Source organism: Clavibacter phaseoli (assembly GCF_021922925.1).
GTDB classification, from domain to species: Bacteria; Actinomycetota; Actinomycetes; order Actinomycetales; family Microbacteriaceae; genus Clavibacter; species Clavibacter phaseoli.
The window spans coordinates 1,530,263-1,548,428 of record NZ_CP040786.1; the positions used below are offsets into that span (position 1 = coordinate 1,530,263).

An 18,166-nucleotide genomic window follows, 5' to 3' on the forward strand; every position below is an offset into this window, starting at 1 on the left:
GGGATCAGGCGGGGTGCGGCCCGTCGACCTCCGCGTCGGCCTCGCCGTCGACGCCGTCGCGGCCGGTGGAGGTCGCCTGCGTCGCCGCGGGATCGGCGGGCTCCTCGGCGAGCCCGGCGTCCGCGGTGCGGCGGTCGAGGTCGGCGGCCATGGCCTCGGATCCGCTGTCGCGGTGGTCGTAGGCGACCTGCTCGGCGAGCCCGGCGCGCTTCTCGTCCGCGGTGGCCTCGCCGGCGCCGTCCATGATGGGCTGGTCCTGCTCGTGGGTGCTCATGGTCCGACGGTACGCCGTCGGCGAGGGTGCGGGATCCGCGCGGCGCTTGCCGGCTCCCCCGGCACCTGCCACGCTCCAGGCACACCACCACGCGAGGGAGCGGACATGACCGACAGCGGTTTCTCCAAGGACGAGCGCGACGCGATGAAGCAGCGCGCCCGCGAGCTGCGCGAGGAGGCGAAGGCGCAGAAGGCCGCCGACAAGCAGGCCGCCGCGCTGCAGGGCGTGCTCGACGCGTTCGCCGCGATGCCGCCCGAGGAGCGCGCGATCGCCGAGTGGCTGCACGGCATCGTGCTCGAGCACGCGCCCGACCTCGCGCCCAAGACCTGGTACGGCTTCCCGGCCTACGCGGACGCCGACGGCAAGCCGGTCGTGTTCTTCCAGCCGGGCTCGAAGTTCGGCACGCGGTACTCGACGCTCGGCTTCCAGGATCCGGCGCAGCTCGACGAGGGCACGATGTGGCCGACCTCCTACGCGCTGACCGCGGTGGATCCCGCGAACGAGGAGCGCGTTGCGGAGCTGGTGCGGCGGGCCGTCGGCGGCTGAGCGGGCGGCGACGGGACTGCCGTCAGCTCGGCTCCCACAGCTCGATCCGGGAGCCCTCGGGATCCGTCACCCAGGAGAAGCGTCCGACGCCGGGCATGTCCTCGATGCCGGGCGCGACCTCCGCGCCGGCCGCGGCGAGGCGCGCGACGAGGCCGTCCAGGTCGCTCACGCGGAGGTCCAGCATCAGCCGCTGCTCCGGCGCCCGCGACGGCGGCGCCGTGCGCGCCGCGGCCGCGACGACGGTGGGGCCGGCCTCCTGCTGCCACACGCCCTGCGCGTCGAGGTCGAGCCCGAGCACGTCCCGGTACCACGCGGTGAGCGCGACGGGGTCGTCCGCGCGGAAGAGCAGACCGCCGATGCCGAGGATGCGTCCCATGCGCTCATGCTGGCTGCTGCGGATCCGCGGGGGAAGCCCCGGCGTCGACGCTGCGCCGGGCGGATCGCGCGTCGACGACCAGCTGAGGCCCACCCGCCGGTCAGCGCCCGTCGACGATCGACATGAAGCCCGCGATCGCGAAGACCGCGGGCACGAAGATCAGCGAGGCGCGGAACGCGATCCACGCGAACCAGCCGAGGGCGCCGAGGCAGCCGGTGCGGCGGTCGCGGACGTCGAGGCGACGGCCGTCGGCGGCGATGCGCGGGGCGCGGGGATCCGGCTCCTGCTCGTCCAGGTCCGCGCGCAGCGGCGCGGCCCGCCCTCCGGCGCCGAGCAGCACGCGCTCGTCGCGGTACCGGACCGCGCGTCGCCGGATGCGCGCGGCGACGCCGTCGAGGATCCGCCCGGCCGCCTCCCATGGCCCCGCCTCGGCGAAGTCGGCGAGCTCGCGGCGGAAGAACACGAGCGTGTCGTCGACCATCTCGACGTCGAAGTCCGCCGCGTCGTCGACGAGCGCCGCCATGACGTCGGGCGTCAGCAGGAAGAGCGCGTCGCGCTCGTACTCCGCGGGCGCGAAGAGGCGGAAGTGCCAGTCGAAGTCGCCCTCGAGGGAGAGGCGCTGGCCCCCGCGCACGCTCGCCGGGAGGTCGCCGCCGCGCGCGTCGTTCGCGGTGGCGTCGAGCAGCAGGTGCGGCAGCGGCACGGGGAGCGTCACCGCCACGTAGCTCCAGCCGGTGCGGCGGGCGCGCTTCCGGACGACGTTGCCGAACTCCACGCCCGCGGCGCGGAAGCGCGGGACGACGAGCACGCCGCCCGCGTCCTCGGTGATGAGCGCGCGGAAGGTGCGGCCGCCGCTCGGCTGCGGCGCGAACCCGTTGGCGAGCGCGGTGAGGTGCTGGCGCCACTCCCGTCCGCGGGCGCGTGGCGACGGCGGCCGGGCCGCCCAGCGGTGCAGGAGGCGGGATCCGAGGATCCAGACGGCGAGGACCATGGCGGCTCCCGCGAGCCCCGCGATCGTCGCGGGCGTGACGGTGCCGTCCCCCGCGCCGTCGGTGACGATGCCGAAGTACATGAGGACGATGCAGACGCACCAGAGGATCAGCGAGTCGTTGACGTGCGCGAGCACCTTGCGGCGCGACGGGACCCACGACGGCCGGGCGCCGGTGCGCACGGTGCGCATCGCCTCCGCGACCTCGTCGTCGGGCGCGCTCAGCCAGCGCAGGTCCATGGGCGTCTCCCTCGTCGATCCAGGCTAGGGGGATGGGCGAGGACCACGGTCAGGACCGATGCCCGCGAAGTGGGGGTCCCCGCGCCGCGAAGTGGGGGTCCTGGCGACCCGGGATCGGTCCTCCACGCGGCGGCCGCGCTGGCATGCTGCGGGCATGACCGCACCCGAGCAGCCGGGATACCCGTCCCCGGACCCGCACCAGCCCACGCCTACCGGCCCCTACGGGCCGCCCACCCCCGCCGGCACGGCCACCATGCCGCCGCCGCCGCCGCCCTACGGCGTCCGCCCGAAGGGCCTCGCTGTCGCCGCGCTGGTCGTCGGCATAGTCGCCTTCCTCACGGGTCTCGCCCCGTTCTTCGGGCTGATCGCGGGAGCGGCGGCCGTGGTGCTCGGGATCCTCGCCCTCCGTCGCGCCCAGAGCAAGGGCATGGCGATCACCGGCCTGTCGCTCGGCGCCGTCGGGGCCGTCACCTCGTTGGTCGTGACCCTCGTGTTCGCCGCGGCGCTCGGCACTGCGGGCAGCTCCACGGGCACCGCCGGGGTCGTCGAGTCGTCCGCCGAGGCCGAGGCGCTGCCGACCCCGACGCCCGAGGCGACCGAACCCGTCGCCGAGGAGACGACCGCAGCCGCCGCGCCCGCGGCACCCGCCGTCCCAGCCGAGAGCGCGACCGCGCTCATCAAGGCGGAGACCTACGCGAACGGCCTCGACATGAGCAAGGCCGGCCTGTACGACCAGCTCACGAGCGAGTACGGCGAGCAGTTCACGCCGGAGGCCGCGCAGTACGCCGTGGACAACGTCCAGGCCGACTGGAACGCCAACGCGCTCGCGAAGGCGAAGACGTATCGGGAGATGGCGGCGATGTCGCCCGCCGCGATCCGGGACCAGCTCACGAGCGAGTACGGCGAGAAGTTCACCGCGGAGGAGGCGGACTACGCCATCGCGCACCTCGACGACTGACACGTGAGCGCGGAGGAGGGGAGGTGGCGCCGATGCCGCCTCCCCTCCTCCGTCCCACCGGGAATGATCCGCCGTCTCATGCGTTTGCATGGACATGGCCCGACCGGGCCGCGCGGAAGGAGCGCCTCATGACCGCCAGCACCCAGGGACTGCATCACGTGACCGCCATCGGCGGCGACCCGCAGCGGAACGTCGACTTCTACGTGCGCGCGATGGGCCTCCGGCTCGTCAAGCGCACCGTGAACTTCGACAGTCCCGGCAGCTACCACCTCTACTACGGCGACACCGAGGGCCGGCCCGGATCCCTCCTCACCTTCTTCCCCTGGAAGGGCGTGCCCGCGGGCCGCGTCGGCGCGGGCCAGTCCACGACGACCGCGTTCTCCGTGCCCGCCGGGAGCCTCGGCTGGTGGGCCGAGCACCTGCGTCAGGTCGGCGTCGCCTCGTCGATCTCGTCGAGCGGATCCGAGGAGGAGCGCCTCTCGCTCCGCGACCCCGACGGGCTGCAGATCGACCTCGTGGCCTCCTCCGTCGACGACCCGCGCGCGCCGTGGGACTCGGCCGACGTCCCCGCCGAGCACGCGATCCGCGGCCAGCATTCCTCGGTGCTCACCGTGCGGGATCCCGCGGGCACGGCGTCCGTCCTCACCGACGACCTCGGGCTCCGGCTCGTGGACGAGCGCGACGGCCGCTTCCGCTTCGCGGCGGGCGACGGCGGGCCCGGCGCGATCGTCGACCTCGTCGCCGACCCGGGCGCGCAGCAGGGCCTCACGGCCGGCGGCACCGTGCACCACGTCGCGTTCCGCGTGCCCGGCCGCGTCGAGCAGCAGGCGTGGCGCGACGAGCTGGTGGATCGCGGGCACCAGGTGACGCAGATCCTCGACCGGCAGTACTTCACCTCCATCTACTTCCGCGAGCCCGGCGGCGTGCTCTTCGAGATCGCGACGGACACCCCCGGCTTCGACATCGACGAGCCGCTGCTCGAGCTCGGCCGCAGCCTCCGCCTCCCGCCGTGGCTCGAGCCCAGCCGCGCCGACATCGAGGCCGCCGTGCCGCCGCTCCGCCTGCCCGACGAGGAGCCCGCCCCGGCCGACGGATCCGCGGCGTGAGCGCGCTCCTCGACCGCACGCCTCACGTGCTCCAGCCGGGCGCCGACACCGGCCCCGTGATCCTCGGCCTCCACGGCACGGGCGCCGACGAGCGGCAGGGCCTCGAGCTCGCGCGGCTCCTGGCGCCCGGGCAGCCCGTGCTGGCGCCGCGCGGGAGCGTGCGCGAGGGATCCGCGGCCCGCTGGTTCCGCCGGCACGCCGAGGGCGTCTTCGACGTCGACGACGTGGTCGCGCGCGCGGCCGAGCTCGCCGACCTGGTCGCCGAGGCCCGGTCGGCCTACGCTCTGGGGGACCGGGAGATCCTCGCTGTCGGGTTCTCGAACGGGGCGAACATGGCGCTGGCGACCACGCTGCTGCACCCGTCCGCGCTGCCCGAGACGATCGCCTTCTCCGCGCGCTGGCCGCTCGGCGACCGGGAGCCCGCGGCCGACCTGTCGGGCACGCGGATCACGCTGCTAAACGGCGACGCGGACGCCATGGCGCCGCTCGTCGACGTGGAGCGGACGGTGCGCGAGGCGCTGGCCCGCGGCGCCGATGTCACCTCCCACGTGCGACCGGGCGGGCACGGGCTCGACGCGAGGGACCTCGACGCGGCCCGCGCGCGTCTCCGCACCGGCTGATCCCCGCCGCGGCCCGTCCCGTCCCGCCCCACCCCTCCCCGACCGCCCCGACCGGAAGCCGCGCATGCCCGAGATCATCGCCTGGGTCGTCTCCTTCGTCGTCGTGACCGTCGCGGTCTCGGGGCTCGCGGGGCGCGTCGGCTGGTCGGCGCCCGTGGCGCTGGTCGCGGTCGGCGCGGCGCTGTCGTTCGTGCCGGGCGTGCCTCAGCTCGTGATCGAGCCGGACGCCGTGCTCTACGGGCTGCTGCCGCCGCTGCTGTTCGCGGCCGCGATCCGGACGCCGCTCGCCGACATCCGCGCCCGGCGCGACAGCATCGTCGTGCTCTCGGTGGGCGTCGTCGTGTTCACGCTGCTCGCGTTCGGGCTGACCCTGTGGGCGCTCGTGCCGGCCGTGGGGCTCGCGGCGGCGCTGGCCCTCGGCGCCGTCGTCGCGCCGACGGACGCGGTCGCGGTCTCGGCCGTCGCCGGGCGCGTGAAGCTTCCCCGCCGGGTCATGTCGATCCTCGAGACCGAGAGCCTCCTCAACGACGCGACCGCGCTCGTGGCGCTCAACACGGCCATCGCCGCGATCGTCGGCGTCGTGCACCCGATCGACGTCGCGGGCGGCTTCCTCGTCGCGGTGCTGCTGGGCGTGGCGATCGGCCTCGCGGTCGCGTTCCTCTTCTCCGCCGTGCGCCGCTACCTGCGCTCCGCCGTGCTCGACACGAGCCTGTCGCTCGCGATCCCGTACGTCGCCTTCATCCCGGCGCAGGAGCTGGGCGGATCCGGCGTGCTCGCGGTCGTCGCGGCCGGCCTCGTGCTCGGCTACCGGTCTCCGCTCATCCAGTCGCCCGAGGCGCGCATCGCGGAGTCGGTGAACTGGCGCACGATCCAGTTCCTGCTCGAGAACGCGGTCTTCCTCATCATCGGGCTGAGCCTCGCCGGCATCCTGCGCGACCTGCCCGAGTCGAGCCTCGACGGATGGGCGATCGCCGGGCTCTCGATCCTGCTCCTCGCCGTCCTCGCCGCCGCGCGCTTCGCCTCGGTGGCGCTCGCGAAGGTGCTGTTCGACCACGGGCCGGCGCGGCTGCGGGCCCGCACCTGGACCTGGCGCACCGTGACCGCCGTGTCGTCCGCCGGTGTCCGCGGCGTGGTGACGCTCGCCGCCGCGTTCCTCCTGCCCGAGGAGACGCCGGAGCGGGAGCTGCTCCAGTTCCTCGCGTTCGTGATGGTGGCCGGGACGCTGGTCGGCGGGCTCGCGTTGCCCGCCATCATCCGCCGGCTGCGGCTCGGGCACTCCGCCGACGACCAGGAGCGCTCCGACCGCGACCGCCTCCTCGACGAGGCGCGCGAGGCCGGGCTCGCGGCGCGCGCCGTGGCGATGCGGGAGGACGGCGCGGACGACGGACCGGGCGACGACGCCCTGCCGGAGACCACGACCGAGCGCCTGACGCACGACCGGGTGCGGCGCCGCATGATCGACGCCGAGCGCGTCGCCGTGCTCGCGGCCCGGCGCGAGGGGCGCTACCCGGAGATCGCCGTGCGCGCCGTGCTCGGGATGATCGACGCGGAGGACGTGGCCCTCGGCCGGCGCGAGGCGGACGACGCGCGCTGATCGGTGACGCCCTCCCGCGGATCACGCGGCCGGGCCGGCCCCGCGTCTCCCCCCTCGGGACGAGGCGCGGGGGCCCCGAGGAGGACGCGCGCACGCGGCCGCTCCGCGAGCCTGGGTGCACCGCCCGCCCGGGCGGCGAGATCAGGAGGATCCCGTGCCCGCCATCGTCGCCCCCACCACCGCCCACGCCTACGCCCCGACGCCGTCGGCCGCCGCGACCCCGCTCCCCGGCGATCCCTCCTGCGTGGCCTTCGCGGGCGGCGCCGACGGCTTCCGCCTCGCCGGCACGCGCAGCCTCGAGGTCGACCTCGCGCCGATGCTCGCCGCCGCACGGGCCGCTGCTCCGACTGCCGCCGCGCCGCTCGCCGCCTGACGCCCGCCGCCGCGCCCCTGATTGGGGGTGCGGCGGGCCGCCCGGCGACGCGCCCGGGCTTCCCGACCGGCCCGGGCGCCGCCTACTCTGGGCGGAGGAGCAGTTTCTCCACCTGAGGAGCGCTCTCCCCGAGGAGCACCATGTCGTCGACCCCGCCGCCCGCCTCCCCGACGTCGGTCACCCCGTCGTCCGACGAGCCCGGCTGGTTCGGCGACGGCGAGGGGAACCAGCGCTTCTGGGACGGCGCCCGCTGGACGTCGCTCGTCTCCAGCCGCCGCGTCTTCCCGGGCCGCGCGTCGTCGACGCCCGAGCCCAAGCTGATCTCCGAGTCGCCGCTGCCCGAGGACTACGCGCCCGGGGCCGCCCCCCTCGCCCCGCCCGCCGGATCCGCCGTCGACGCCTCCGTGGAGGCCCCGCCCGTCGGCGCGCCGCTCGCCCCGCCCACGGGCGCGCCCGTCGCGCCTCCCGCGGGCTACCCGACGGCGCCGCCGACCGGCGACCCCGTCGCGCCGCCCGCCGGCCTGCCGATGGCGCCGCCGACGGGAGCGCCCCTCGACGCGCCAGCCCCCGCTCCCGCGCCGCGGACCACGTCCGTCGCCGGCAGCTTCGCGCCGCCGCGCCCGGCCACGAGCGCCGCCTCCGCCCCCGTGCCCCGCGCCGCCGCCACCGCTCCGGCCCTCCGCGGCCGCAGCACCTGGCCGTGGGCCGCGCTCGCGGTCGCCGCCGTGCTCGTGGTCGCCGCCGCCGTCATCGCCGGGATCCCGGGACTCCTCATCGCGCTCGGCGTGGTCGCCCTCGTCGCGGGGCTCATCCCGCTCATCCGCCGCGGCTCCGCCTGGATCCCCGGGATCCGCAGCCGCGCGGCCGGCGGTGTCGCGGCGGGCCTCGCGCTCGTGCTCATCGCGGGCGGCGCGGTCGCCTCCACGCTCCCCACCCCGCGCGAGGACGTCGCGGACCCCGACACCATCGAGATCTCCGACTCGCGTCCCGTGCCGGACGCGACGGATCCCGCCAACCCGCTCCCGATCTCGGCCGACGGCCTGGTCGAGATGGTCGACGTCACCCGCATGACCGGCGCCGACGCCGGTGACACGCTCGCCGCGTCCGGCTTCGGCATCGCCTTCGCGGGCAGCGGCGGCGGCGGGTTCGTGCGCCAGGACGTCGGCATCGTCGCGAGCCAGGACCCGGCCGCCGGAACGCGCGTCGCGCCCGGCACGGTCGTGACCCTCACGCTCGCCACCGCCGCCCCCGAGCGGATCGCGCTTCCCGTCGTGCCGAAGGCGCCCGACGTCCCGTCGCGTCCCGGCACGCGTCCGGGCACGGGGACCTTCACCCCGGGCGGCGGCACCGGCACGGGTGGCGGCGGAAGCGGCGGAAGCGGCGGAAGCGGAAGCGGCGGCGGGACGGGCAGCGACCCGGCACCGACGACCGATCCCCAGCCCACGACGGACCCGGTGCCGACCACCGACCCGGTGCCGACGACCGACCCCGTGCCTCCAGTGCCCACGGACCCGCCCGCGACGACCGACCCCGTGCCTCCGGTGCCCACCGACCCGCCCGCGACCACCGATCCGGTGGACCCTGGCCCTGACCCGAGTCCGGTGCCGAGCGACGCCCCGACGCCCGAGGGCTAGCCGTCCGTCGGATCGTCTCCCGCCTGCGCGGCGGCCACCGTCCCCGTCGTCCGCAGGTGCGCGCGCTGCCCGTCGCGATCGAGGATCGTCAGGATCTCGACCACGCCGCGGTGCGCGCCGATGGCGTGCGGCACCATGGTCGAGAACTCGGCGGCGTCGCCCGCCTCCACGAGGATCGTCCGCTCCCCCAGCTGGAGCCGGGCCGTGCCCGAGAGCACCGTGAACCAGTCGCGGCCGGGGTGCACGCCGAGCTGGTCCACCGAGACGGGCCGCGTCGGCGTCATGCGCATCTTCGCGACGAACGGGCCCGAGCCGCTGCCGCCGCCGCGCGAGAGGATCCACATCGTGCGCCCCGCCTCCGAGTCCGCCTGGGGGCGGATCACGACGTCGGCGTCGTCGCCCGACTCGATGAGCGCGTCGAGCGACGTCTCGAGGGCCTGCGCGATCGGCACGAGCTGGTCGAGCGCGATGCGCCGGTGACCGGTCTCGATGCGGCTGAGCGTCGACGGGCTGAGGAAGCAGCGGGCGGCCAGCGCGTCGAGCGACCAGCCGCGGGCCTCCCGCAGGCTCCGGATGCGCTGGCGGACGAGGGCGTCGAGATCGGGCTCTTGCGTCACGGGCAAGATCGTATGCGCCACGAGCAGGCGTGCGCCAGCCTGGATCCATGACGCACCCGCACCACGCCCACGGCCCCGCCGACCCCTCGCTCGCCCGCATGCTCGACCTCGACGCCCGGATCCTGCACGCGCACCAGCGGGAGCTGACCGCCTGGGTCCGCCGCCTCGCGCGCGACACCGCCGGCCGCGTGCTCGTCGACCTCGGCGCGGGGACCGGCACGGGGACCGTCGCGCTCGCGCGGCGCTTCGACCGGGCCGAGGTGCACGCCGTCGACGCGAGCGCCGCCATGCTCGGCCGCGTCGCCGAGCGCGCCGTCGTCGACGGGCTCGCCGACCGGATCCGCACCGTGCTCGCCGACCTCGACGCGGGCTGGCCCGCGCTGCCGTCCGCCGACCTGGTCTGGGCGTCGCTCATGCTGCACGAGGTCGCCGACCCCGCGCGGCTCCTCGCGCGCGTGCACGACGGGCTCGCGCCGGGCGGCCTGCTCGCGGTCGTCGAGATGGACGGCGCGCCGCGCTTCCTGCCGGACGAACTCGATGTCGACCTCGTCCGCCCGGGATTCGCCGACCGCCTCGACGACGCGGTCACGCACGGCGGCACCGCCGGGCCGTCGCACCCGGACTGGGCGCCGTGGCTGCGGGACGCGGGCCTCGTCGACGTCGCGACGCGCGTGTTCCGCATCGACCCCGACCCCGCGGATCCGATCGCCGCCACGGCGACCCTCCCCTACGCCCGCGCGTGGCTGGCCCGCGTTCACGACCGATCGGCCGACCGCCTGGACGCCGGCGACCGCGCGGCCCTCGACGCCCTCCTCGACGACGACGGCCCGCACGCCCTGGCGCGCATCCCGGGCGTCGCCCTCCGCCGGACCCGCACCGCGTACGTCGGGCGCCGGCCCCGCTGACGGGATCCGCCGCCGGTCGCCGATGCCGGCTTCAGCGCAGCCGCGTCAACGCCAGGTGCGCGAGCAGCGTCGCCATGTCGGCGAGAACGGCGTCGTCGAAGAGCACGTACGGCGAGTGGTTCGACGCGCAGGACGCCGGATCCACGCCGTCAGGCGACGCGCCCACCATCACGAACGCGCCCGGCACCCGCTGGAGCACGAAGGAGAAGTCCTCGGATCCCATCATCGGGTGCGGCATCGTCCCGTAGCGCTCGGCGCCGAAGAGGGCCGCGACGGCGTCCTCGACGCGCGCGATCTCCGCGGCGTCGTTGACCGTCGGCGGGTAGTGCCGCGAGAACTCCGCGGTGGTCGCGAGCCCGTGCGCGTCGCCGATGCCCTCGGCGAGCCGGACGGACTCGCGCTCGAGGATCTCCAGCGCGCCCTCCGAGTGCGCGCGAACGGTCGCGCCGAGGCCCGCCGTCTCGGGGATCACGTTGCGCGTCGCGCTCCCATTGAGCATCGTGACGGAGAGGACGGCCGGGTCGAAGACGCTCGTCCGCCTGGCGACCATGGTCGACAGCGCCAGGGTGAGCTCCGCGATCGCCGGCACGGGATCCGTGACCTTCCACGGCGTGGACCCGTGCCCGCCGTCCCCGCGGTACGTCGCGTAGAAGCTGTTCGAGCTCGCCATGACGGGGCCCGGCCTCGACTGGAAGACGCCGCGCTCGCCCGGGCCGACGTGGAGCGCGTACGCGGCGACCGGCAGCGATCCCGACGCCTCCAGCAGCCCCTCCTCGATCATGATCTCGGCGCCGCCCCAGCTCTCCTCGCCCGGCTGGAACATGAGCAGCACGTCGCCGACGAGCTCGTCGCGCCGGGCGGCGAGCAGGCGGGCCGCGCCCACGAGGCCGGCGGTGTGCAGGTCGTGGCCGCACGCGTGCATGCTCCCGTTGGTCGCCTGGTAGTCGAGGCCGGTCTGCTCGGCGAGCGGCAGCGCGTCCATGTCGCCGCGGAGGAGCACGGTCGGCCCCGGGGATCCGCCGCGCAGCACCGCGACCACGGAGGTCGTCCTCGTGCCCGTCGTGATCTCGAGCCCGAGGCCCTCGAGCGCGGCGAGCACGGCCGCCTGCGTCGCGGGCAGCACGAGGCCCGTCTCGGGCTCGGCGTGCAGCCGGCGGCGGAGGTCCTGCAGGCCGGGGAGCAGCGCGGCGGCGGCGGCCCGGAGGGCCGGGTCGTCGGCCGTCGCGGCGGCGGTGTCGGCGGGCGGGGCGGTCGTGGCGTCGACGGTCATGCGGGGATCCTCGTCTCTCGGTCGGCGGTGGCCCCGGCCGCGGCGCGGTCCAGGAGGCCGATGGTGTCCTTCACGACGCGGCCCGCCTGGGCCACGACGAGCACGTTGTCGGGGTCGCCGAGGTCGGCGATCCGGGTGAGCGGGTCGACGTCGGTGACGACCAGGTCCGCGAGGCGGCCGGGCTCGAGCGTGCCGACCGTGTCGGCGATCCCGAGGAGCTCGGCGGCCGTGCGCGTCCCGGCGACGATCGCGTCCATGGGATCCATGCCGAGCTCGACCATCCAGCCCAGCTCGCGCAGGTTCTGGCCGTGCGGGCCGACGCCCGAGTCCGTGCCGAGCGCGATGCGCACCCCGCGGTCGATGGCGTGGGCGACGTTGACCTTGGTGATCCCGGTCCAGCGCGTCTTCTTCGCGTAGTGGTACGGCGCCATGCGGTCGCGGTCGATCGCCATGAACACGGTCGAGAGGGTGGGCACGAGGAACGTGCCGCGCTCCCCCATCATGTCGATGGCCTCGTCGTCGACGCCGTAGCCGTGCTCGACGCTCGTGACGCCGCCGAGGACGGCCGCGTGGATCCCCGCGGTGCCCTGCGCGTGCGCCGCGAGCGGGATGCCGCCGTGCCGCTCGAGCTCGTCGGCGATGGCGCGCACCTCGTCGATGCGGAGCCCCTCGTCCTCGGGGGCGTCGTGCGGGCTGCCCATGCCGCCCGTGGTGCAGATCTTCACGACGTCGGCGCCGGAGCGGAGGATGCGCCGGGTCGCCCGCCGCACCTCGTCCACGCCGTCGGCGATCTCGGACATCGCCTCGGTGTGCGTGTGGATCGCGCCGCCCGGCAGGTGGAAGTCGCCGTGCCCGCCCGTGTGGCTGATGACCTTGACCGCCACGTGCAGCCGCGGCCCGGCGATGAGCCCGCGCTCGACGGCGACGCGGTACCCGGCGCCCAGCCCGCCGAGGTCGCGCGCGGTCGTCACGCCCGCGTCGAGGGTGCGGCGGATCCGGTCGGCCGTCTCGAACGCGAGCACGGCCGGGTCGCTCGCGACGCGGTGGTACGGACCGTCGGCGCTGTCCATGGACAGGTGCACGTGGGTGTCGATGAAGCCCGGGAGCAGCGTGCGGCCGCCGAGGTCGACGGTGCGGGCACCGTCGACGGGCGGGGCGGTGGCGGCGGGACCGGCGTGGACGATGACGCCGGCGTCGTCGACGACGAGCACGGCGTCGTCCACGGGCGGGCGGCCCGTGCCGTCGATGAGGCGCGCGCCGGTCAGCACCAGTGCGGGGGGTCGGGACATGGGGATCCTCTCGTCAGGGCGGATGGGCGGGCGCCGACGCGCGGTCGGCGCCCGGTCAGTCGATGGAGAAGCCGGGCGCGCCGGGGACGGCGGCCAGGAGCTGCCGCGTGTACGGGTGCTGCGGGTCGGAGTACACCTGCTCGGTCGGCCCCTGCTCCACGACGTCGCCGCGGTAGAGCACCACGACGTCGTCGCTCACATGCCGCACGACCGCGAGGTTGTGCGAGATGAAGAGCATCGAGAGGCCGAGCTCGCGGCGGAGGCGCGCGACCAGGTTGAGGATCTCGGCCTGCACCGACACGTCGAGCGCCGACGTGATCTCGTCCGCGACCACGAACTCCGGCCGCACCACGAGCCCGCGCGCGATCGCGATCCGCTGCCGCTGGCCGCCCGAGAACTCGTGCGGGTAGCGGTCGATCGCGTCGGCCGGCATGCGCACGACGCGCAGCCACTCGGCGATGGCGTCGCGGTGGCGGCGCACGTCGGGGTGGCGCGGATCCACCGCCTCGGCGAGCGCCTGCCCGATCGTGCGCCGCGGGTCGAGGGAGGAGTACGGGTCCTGCGGGATCATCTGCACGCGCCGGCGCATGGCGGCCCGGTCGCGGCGGCCGAGGGTCCGGGTGTCCACGCCCTGGATCCGGATGGTGCCGGCGCTGGGCGTGACGGTGCCGACGAGCGCCTTCGCGAGCGTCGACTTGCCCGACCCGCTCTCGCCCACGAGGCCGACGGTGCGGCCGGTGCCGACGGTGAGGTCGACGCCCTTCAGCACCCGGACCGCCTGCGATCCCGAGCCGAAGACGACGTCCAGGCCGCGGACCTCGAGCATGGGCGGGGCGGCGGGATCCGGCGTCGCGTCGGGCGTCGGCGCGGCGGTGGCGCCGGTCGTGCCCGCTCGGGCCTCGGCGCTGTCGATGCGGGCGCTCATCGCGCCACCTCCTCGGTGTCGGTCGTCGGGGAGCCGGTCGCGGCGGCGGCCGCCTGCTCGCCGCGCCAGTCGACGACGGGCAGCTCGCCCACGCGCTCGGTGAGGCTGGGCGTCGCCGCGAGCAGCGCCCGCGTGTAGGGGTGCGCGGCGGTGGCCGCGTCGAGCCGGTCGGCGTCGATCTCCTCGACGATCTCGCCGCCGTTCATCACGAGCACGCGGTCGCAGAGGGCGCGGACCACGCCGATGTCGTGCGAGATGAACATGACGGCCGTTCCGGTCTCCCGGTTGAGGCGCTTGAGCTCGCGGAGGATCTCGGCCTGCACGGTCACGTCGAGCGCGGTGGTCGGCTCGTCCGCGATGATCAGCTTCGGGTCCACCGACAGCGCGGCGGCGATCATCGCGCGCTGGCGCATCCCGCCGGAGAGCTCGTGCGGGTGCTGCCGCAGCCGCTTCTCGGGGAGCGTGAGGTGCACGCGGCGGAGCGCGTCGAGCACGGTCGCCCGCGCGGCGGACCGCGACTGCCCGCGGTGCGTGCGGAGCACCTCGGTGAGCTGCGTGCCGAGCCGGAGCGCCGGGTTGAAGGTGCTGCCGGGGTCCTGGTAGACGAGGCTCACCGTCTGGGCCATGACCCGCGGATCCACCCGGCCGAGCAGGTCCACGTCGTCGAGCCGCATGGTGGCGGCCTCGGCCTCGAGCCCGTCGGCGAGGAGCCGCGCGACGGACATGGCCGTGAGCGACTTGCCGGATCCGCTCTCCCCCACGATGCCGACGATCTCCCCGCGGGCCACCGTGAAGGAGATGCCCTTCACGAGCGGGGCGCCCGACGACGTGCGGACCCAGAGGTCCTCGACGCGCACCATGGCGTCGAGCCCGGGCACGAGGGTCGTGCCGGCGCCGCGCACGGAGGCGGCCGACGCGCGGCGGCCGGAGCGGGGGTCCGCGGCGGCCGCGAGCCCGTCGCCGACGAGCATCGCGGCGAGGCCGGTCACGACGATGAGCACGGCCGGCCCGACCGTCTGCTCGGGCCGCCCCGCGAGCAGCGACGGCAGCGCCTCGTTGAGCAGCTTCCCGAAGTCGTACTGCGGCGACTGCACGCCGAGGCCGACGAAGGAGAGGGCCGAGATCGCGGTGAGCGACTGCGCGAACGTGGAGGCGGCGAGCACGAGCAGCGGCTCCGCCATGTTCGGGAGCATGTGGTCGGTCACGATCCGGCGGTTGCCGACGCCGAGGAGGCGCGCGGTCGAGACGTAGTCGCGCTGCGAGACCTTCGCGGCGAGGTTCGCCGTGAGCCGCGCGAAGGTCGGGATGCCGGCCACGCCGATGGCGATGACCGCCGGGACCGCGCCCGCCCCGAGGATCGCCGCCACCACCAGGGCGAGCAGCAGGCCGGGGAACGCGACCATCGCGTCGATGACGCGCAGGCAGACCTCGCGGGCCCGCCGCGGCAGCAGCCAGACGGCCGTGCCCGCGACGATGCCGACGAGCACCGCGATCGCCGTGGCGCCGAGCGTCATGACGAGCGTGAGCCGCGTGGCCACGAGGCTGCGGGCGAGCATGTCGTGCCCGGCCTGGTCCGTGCCGAGCGGGTGCGCGGCCGACGGCGACGCGGCGCGCTCGGCCATGGTGTCGGCCTGCTCCTGCAGCAGCAGCGGCGCGACGATCCCCACGAGCACCACGGCGCCGAGGAGCACGAGGCCCGTGACGAGGCCGGGCGTCCAGTGGAAGCGGCGGGGCGTGGATCCGGGTGCCGCGACGGCGGGCCCTGCGGCCGCGGTCGCGGCGGCGGTCGTGTCAGTCATGGCGTCCTCCGAGGGTGCGCGCGTCGATGAGGCCGAGGGCCACGTCGACGAGCAGGTTGACGAGCGCGGCGATCATCCCGAGGACGAGGACCATGCCCTGGATCACGGGGAAGTCGCGGTCGAGGATCGCCTTGATGATCCCGGTGCCGAGCCCCGGCAGGGCGAACACGCTCTCGATGATGAGCGCGCCGCCGAGCATGCCGCTGAGGATCAGGCCGCTCAGGGTGAGCGTCGTGGTCATGAGGTTCGGCAGCACGTACTTGAGGTGCAGCGGCAGCGCGCCGAGCCGCCAGCCGCGGGCGGTGCGCACGTAGTCCTCCTCGAGCACGACCTGCGTCTCGCGGCGGACCACGCGGCTGATGGTGCAGATCGGCCCGATCGCGAGCGCCGCGATCGGCAGCACGTACGCGACGGCACCGGCCCGGGCGTTGTAGGCCGGCGGGAAGATCGGCAGGAGGCCGACCCCGAGCGCGAACAGCACCACGAGGATCGTCGCCATCACGTACCCGGGCACCGAGTCGAGGAACCCGGTGACGGCGCCGAACAGCGTGTCGAGCCAGCGCCGGCGGCCGCCACGGGTCTGGACGCCGATCAGCATGCCGAGCGGCACCGCGACCACGAGCACGACGGCGATGCCGACGAGCGCGATGGTGGCCGTGAACGGCAGCCGGTTCTCGATGATGGTCGCGACCGGCTGGCGGTACTGGAACGAGGTCCCGAGGTCGCCCTGCGCCAGCTGCGCCACGTAGGCGCCGAACTGCTGGAGCACCGGCTGGTCGAGCCCGAGCTCCGTGCGGAGCGCCTCGATCTCGTCGACCGACGCGTCGGCCCCGGCGAGCGCCACCGCGGGATCCCCCGGGATGAGCTGCACGATGAGGAACGACAGGACGACGAGCGCGACGAGCGTGCCGACGAGCCCGAGGGCACGGCGGATCGCGAAGTCGACCCAGAGGGAGCGGCCTCGGCGGGTGGCGCCTCCTGCGGGCGCGGCTCCCGGGCCGGGCGTCGCGGGGGCCGTGGGCCCCGCGACGGGGACGGTCTCGGCGGTCATGTCGTCCCCCGGCTCACTCGGCCGCGAGGCGCATCGTGGACGGGTCGACGTAGTCGTCGAACGCCCGGATGGTGACGCCCTCCGCGGTCACGACCGTGGTCGGCACCGCGGCGAGCGGGGCGGCGGAGACCGTGTCGAGCACCGAGGCCTGCGCCTCCTGCATGGGGGCGCAGCGCTCCTCGGGATCCACGACCGTCATCGCCTCGGTGAGCGCGGCGTACCCGGCGTCGTCGACCACGCCCGTCTTGTTGCGGCCGCCGTCCTCCTGGCTCGGGCCCATCACGCGCAGCAGCGACGAGGTGAGCGTGCCCATGAGGTTGATGTCGCCCTGCAGGGTCACGTCCCAGCCGGTCGGCGAGCCCGTCGTGGTCGACCAGTTCGCGTTGTCGAGCTCGTCGTAGCTGACGTCGGCACCCGCGGCGCGCAGCACCTCGGCGATGTACTCGTTGCCCGGTCCGAAGAGCTGCGTGCCGACCAGGCGGATCGAGACGCCCGCGAGCGCGGAGGACGCGGCGTCCGGGTCGTTGGGCACCAGGAGCCCGTCGTCGGTGCTGACGCACGAGACCGCGTCCGAGCTGACCGACGCGATCCGGTCACCCCGCCCGTCCGTGAGCACGTCGGTGAGGGCGACGCCGTCGACCGCCTGCGCGACCGCCCGGCGCAGCTCCGGCCGGCCGGCGAACGGCGAGCCCTCGCGCTGGTTGAAGAGGAGGTAGGAGGTGAGCCCCGTCACCTGCGTCTGCGCGAAGGAGTCGTCGCCGTCGAAGCGCTCGACCTCCTCTCCGCTGAAGCTCGCGACGTCCACGCCCCGGGACAGCAGCTGCGTCGCGAGGGTGGCCGGGTCGGCGATCGGCGTGAAGGTGACGGTGGTGGCGGGCATGCCCTCGACGGGATCCGCGAACTCGGGCCAGGCGGCGTAGTCCTCGCGGAGCGTCATCTCGTAGGAGACGGCGGGCTGCGAGGCGGTGAGCGTGTACGGACCGGAGAAGGCGCCCGGCACCGTGCCGGCGAGGAGCCCCTCGGGGTCGGCGAGGCCGGCCGGGCAGACGATGCCGGAGTGCGGCAGCGTCATGCCGGTGAGGAAGTCGGCCCAGTCCTCGGAGAGCTGCACGTGCACCGTGCCGGCCGCGTCGTCGGGCGTGATCTCGGCGGACGCGCCGCCGAGCGCCAGGGTGCGACCGGTCGACGCCGTCTCCGGGTCGGCGAAGCGCGTGAGCGAGTCGGCGACGACGGTCGGCGTGATGGGGGTGCCGTCCGCGCAGGACGCGTCGTCCCGGATCGTGAACGTGTAGTCGGAGGCGCTGGCCGCCTCCCAGTCGGTGGCGAGCCCGCCGACGAAGACGTTGCCGTCGTCCTTGCGGAGCAGCGTGTCGAACAGCATGCGGTCGACCACGTAGTCGTCGGCGGCGCGGGCGAGCGCGGGGTCGAAGCCGCCCGGGTCGGTGCCGAGGGTCGCGTTGATGCTGTCGCCCGCGCCGCCCGCCCCGCCCGCGGCGCAGGCCGTGAGGGAGAGGGCGGACAGGGCGACCAGCGAGGTGGCGGCGAGGTGGCGTGGTGCGGGCATCGGTCCTCCGGTGGGGCGGGTGCTGCGGATGGGGAGA

At 75.6% G+C, this 18,166-nt stretch carries 18 protein-coding genes; 8 read left to right on the top strand and 10 right to left on the bottom strand.

Annotated features, from left to right (window positions below; all coding sequences use genetic code 11):
- Positions 1-4: 4 nt before the first annotated feature.
- Entirely contained in the window at positions 5-274 is a 270-nt protein-coding gene (locus tag FGI33_RS07125) for a hypothetical protein (protein ID WP_119457174.1), read from the bottom strand.
- A 105-nt stretch (positions 275-379) separates the two neighbouring features.
- Here FGI33_RS07125 and FGI33_RS07130 point away from each other — a divergent pair, with 105 nt between their 5' ends.
- Entirely contained in the window at positions 380-820 is a 441-nt protein-coding gene (locus tag FGI33_RS07130; RefSeq protein WP_086520580.1) for an iron chaperone, read from the top strand.
- Positions 821-842: 22 nt separating this feature from the next.
- On the opposite strand, the gene FGI33_RS07135 is transcribed toward FGI33_RS07130, so the two are convergent.
- Positions 843-1,196, bottom strand: coding sequence for a VOC family protein (locus FGI33_RS07135; protein WP_119435689.1), 354 nt, complete (start codon positions 1,194-1,196; stop codon positions 843-845).
- A 100-nt stretch (positions 1,197-1,296) separates the two neighbouring features.
- Positions 1,297-2,424 (bottom strand): hypothetical protein, encoded by a 1,128-nt coding sequence (locus tag FGI33_RS07140; protein WP_237582440.1) that lies wholly within the window; start codon positions 2,422-2,424, stop codon positions 1,297-1,299.
- A gap of 154 nt (positions 2,425-2,578) precedes the next feature.
- Here FGI33_RS07140 and FGI33_RS07145 point away from each other — a divergent pair, with 154 nt between their 5' ends.
- From FGI33_RS07145 to FGI33_RS07170, 6 genes are all read left to right on the top strand, one after another.
- Positions 2,579-3,382 carry an Ltp family lipoprotein gene (locus FGI33_RS07145; RefSeq protein WP_119435351.1) on the top strand — a complete coding sequence of 268 codons (804 nt, stop codon included), beginning with the start codon at positions 2,579-2,581 and terminating at the stop codon, positions 3,380-3,382.
- A gap of 128 nt (positions 3,383-3,510) precedes the next feature.
- A complete protein-coding gene (locus FGI33_RS07150) occupies positions 3,511-4,488 on the top strand; it encodes a ring-cleaving dioxygenase (protein WP_119435352.1) in 978 nt (325 codons plus the stop codon).
- Positions 4,485-5,108 (top strand): alpha/beta hydrolase, encoded by a 624-nt coding sequence (locus FGI33_RS07155; RefSeq protein ID WP_237582441.1) that lies wholly within the window; start codon positions 4,485-4,487, stop codon positions 5,106-5,108. The genes FGI33_RS07150 and FGI33_RS07155 overlap by 4 nt, the downstream gene beginning before the upstream one ends.
- A gap of 64 nt (positions 5,109-5,172) precedes the next feature.
- Entirely contained in the window at positions 5,173-6,702 is a 1,530-nt protein-coding gene (locus tag FGI33_RS07160) for a cation:proton antiporter (RefSeq protein WP_119435542.1), read from the top strand.
- 154 nt (positions 6,703-6,856) lie between these two features.
- Positions 6,857-7,075: a hypothetical protein gene (locus FGI33_RS07165; RefSeq protein ID WP_119435819.1), complete on the top strand. Its 219-nt coding sequence runs from the start codon at positions 6,857-6,859 to the stop codon at positions 7,073-7,075.
- 140 nt (positions 7,076-7,215) lie between these two features.
- Positions 7,216-8,709 (top strand): PASTA domain-containing protein, encoded by a 1,494-nt coding sequence (locus FGI33_RS07170; RefSeq protein WP_237582442.1) that lies wholly within the window; start codon positions 7,216-7,218, stop codon positions 8,707-8,709.
- Here FGI33_RS07170 and FGI33_RS07175 read toward each other — a convergent pair.
- Positions 8,706-9,326: a helix-turn-helix transcriptional regulator gene (locus tag FGI33_RS07175; protein ID WP_119435574.1), complete on the bottom strand. Its 621-nt coding sequence runs from the start codon at positions 9,324-9,326 to the stop codon at positions 8,706-8,708. The genes FGI33_RS07170 and FGI33_RS07175 overlap by 4 nt on opposite strands.
- 47 nt (positions 9,327-9,373) lie before the next feature.
- Between FGI33_RS07175 and FGI33_RS07180 the strand changes: the two genes are divergently transcribed.
- The gene (locus FGI33_RS07180) at positions 9,374-10,231 is read left to right on the top strand and encodes a class I SAM-dependent methyltransferase (protein ID WP_237582443.1); all 858 of its coding nucleotides are present in this window, start codon (positions 9,374-9,376) and stop codon (positions 10,229-10,231) included.
- A gap of 31 nt (positions 10,232-10,262) precedes the next feature.
- Here the strand turns inward: FGI33_RS07180 and FGI33_RS07185 are convergent, their stop codons facing one another.
- The 6 genes from FGI33_RS07185 to FGI33_RS07210 are packed head-to-tail and all read right to left on the bottom strand — an operon-like array spanning position 10,263 to position 18,129.
- Complete coding sequence (locus tag FGI33_RS07185; protein WP_237582444.1) at positions 10,263-11,501, bottom strand: M20 metallopeptidase family protein; 1,239 nt, start codon at positions 11,499-11,501, stop codon at positions 10,263-10,265.
- The gene (locus FGI33_RS07190; RefSeq protein WP_119435313.1) at positions 11,498-12,790 is read right to left on the bottom strand and encodes a metal-dependent hydrolase family protein; all 1,293 of its coding nucleotides are present in this window, start codon (positions 12,788-12,790) and stop codon (positions 11,498-11,500) included. Before FGI33_RS07190 ends, FGI33_RS07185 begins: the two co-directional genes overlap by 4 nt.
- Positions 12,791-12,845: 55 nt before the next feature.
- Positions 12,846-13,715, bottom strand: coding sequence for an ABC transporter ATP-binding protein (locus tag FGI33_RS07195; RefSeq protein WP_119435314.1), 870 nt, complete (start codon positions 13,713-13,715; stop codon positions 12,846-12,848).
- A complete protein-coding gene (locus FGI33_RS07200; protein WP_237582445.1) occupies positions 13,712-15,514 on the bottom strand; it encodes a dipeptide/oligopeptide/nickel ABC transporter permease/ATP-binding protein in 1,803 nt (600 codons plus the stop codon). The genes FGI33_RS07195 and FGI33_RS07200 overlap by 4 nt, the downstream gene beginning before the upstream one ends.
- Positions 15,507-16,565, bottom strand: a complete 1,059-nt coding sequence (locus tag FGI33_RS07205) for an ABC transporter permease (RefSeq protein WP_119434882.1) — start codon at positions 16,563-16,565, stop codon at positions 15,507-15,509. The genes FGI33_RS07200 and FGI33_RS07205 overlap by 8 nt, the downstream gene beginning before the upstream one ends.
- 13 nt (positions 16,566-16,578) lie before the next feature.
- Positions 16,579-18,129: an ABC transporter substrate-binding protein gene (locus FGI33_RS07210; RefSeq protein ID WP_182623316.1), complete on the bottom strand. Its 1,551-nt coding sequence runs from the start codon at positions 18,127-18,129 to the stop codon at positions 16,579-16,581.
- Between the last annotated feature and the right edge of the window lie 37 nt (positions 18,130-18,166).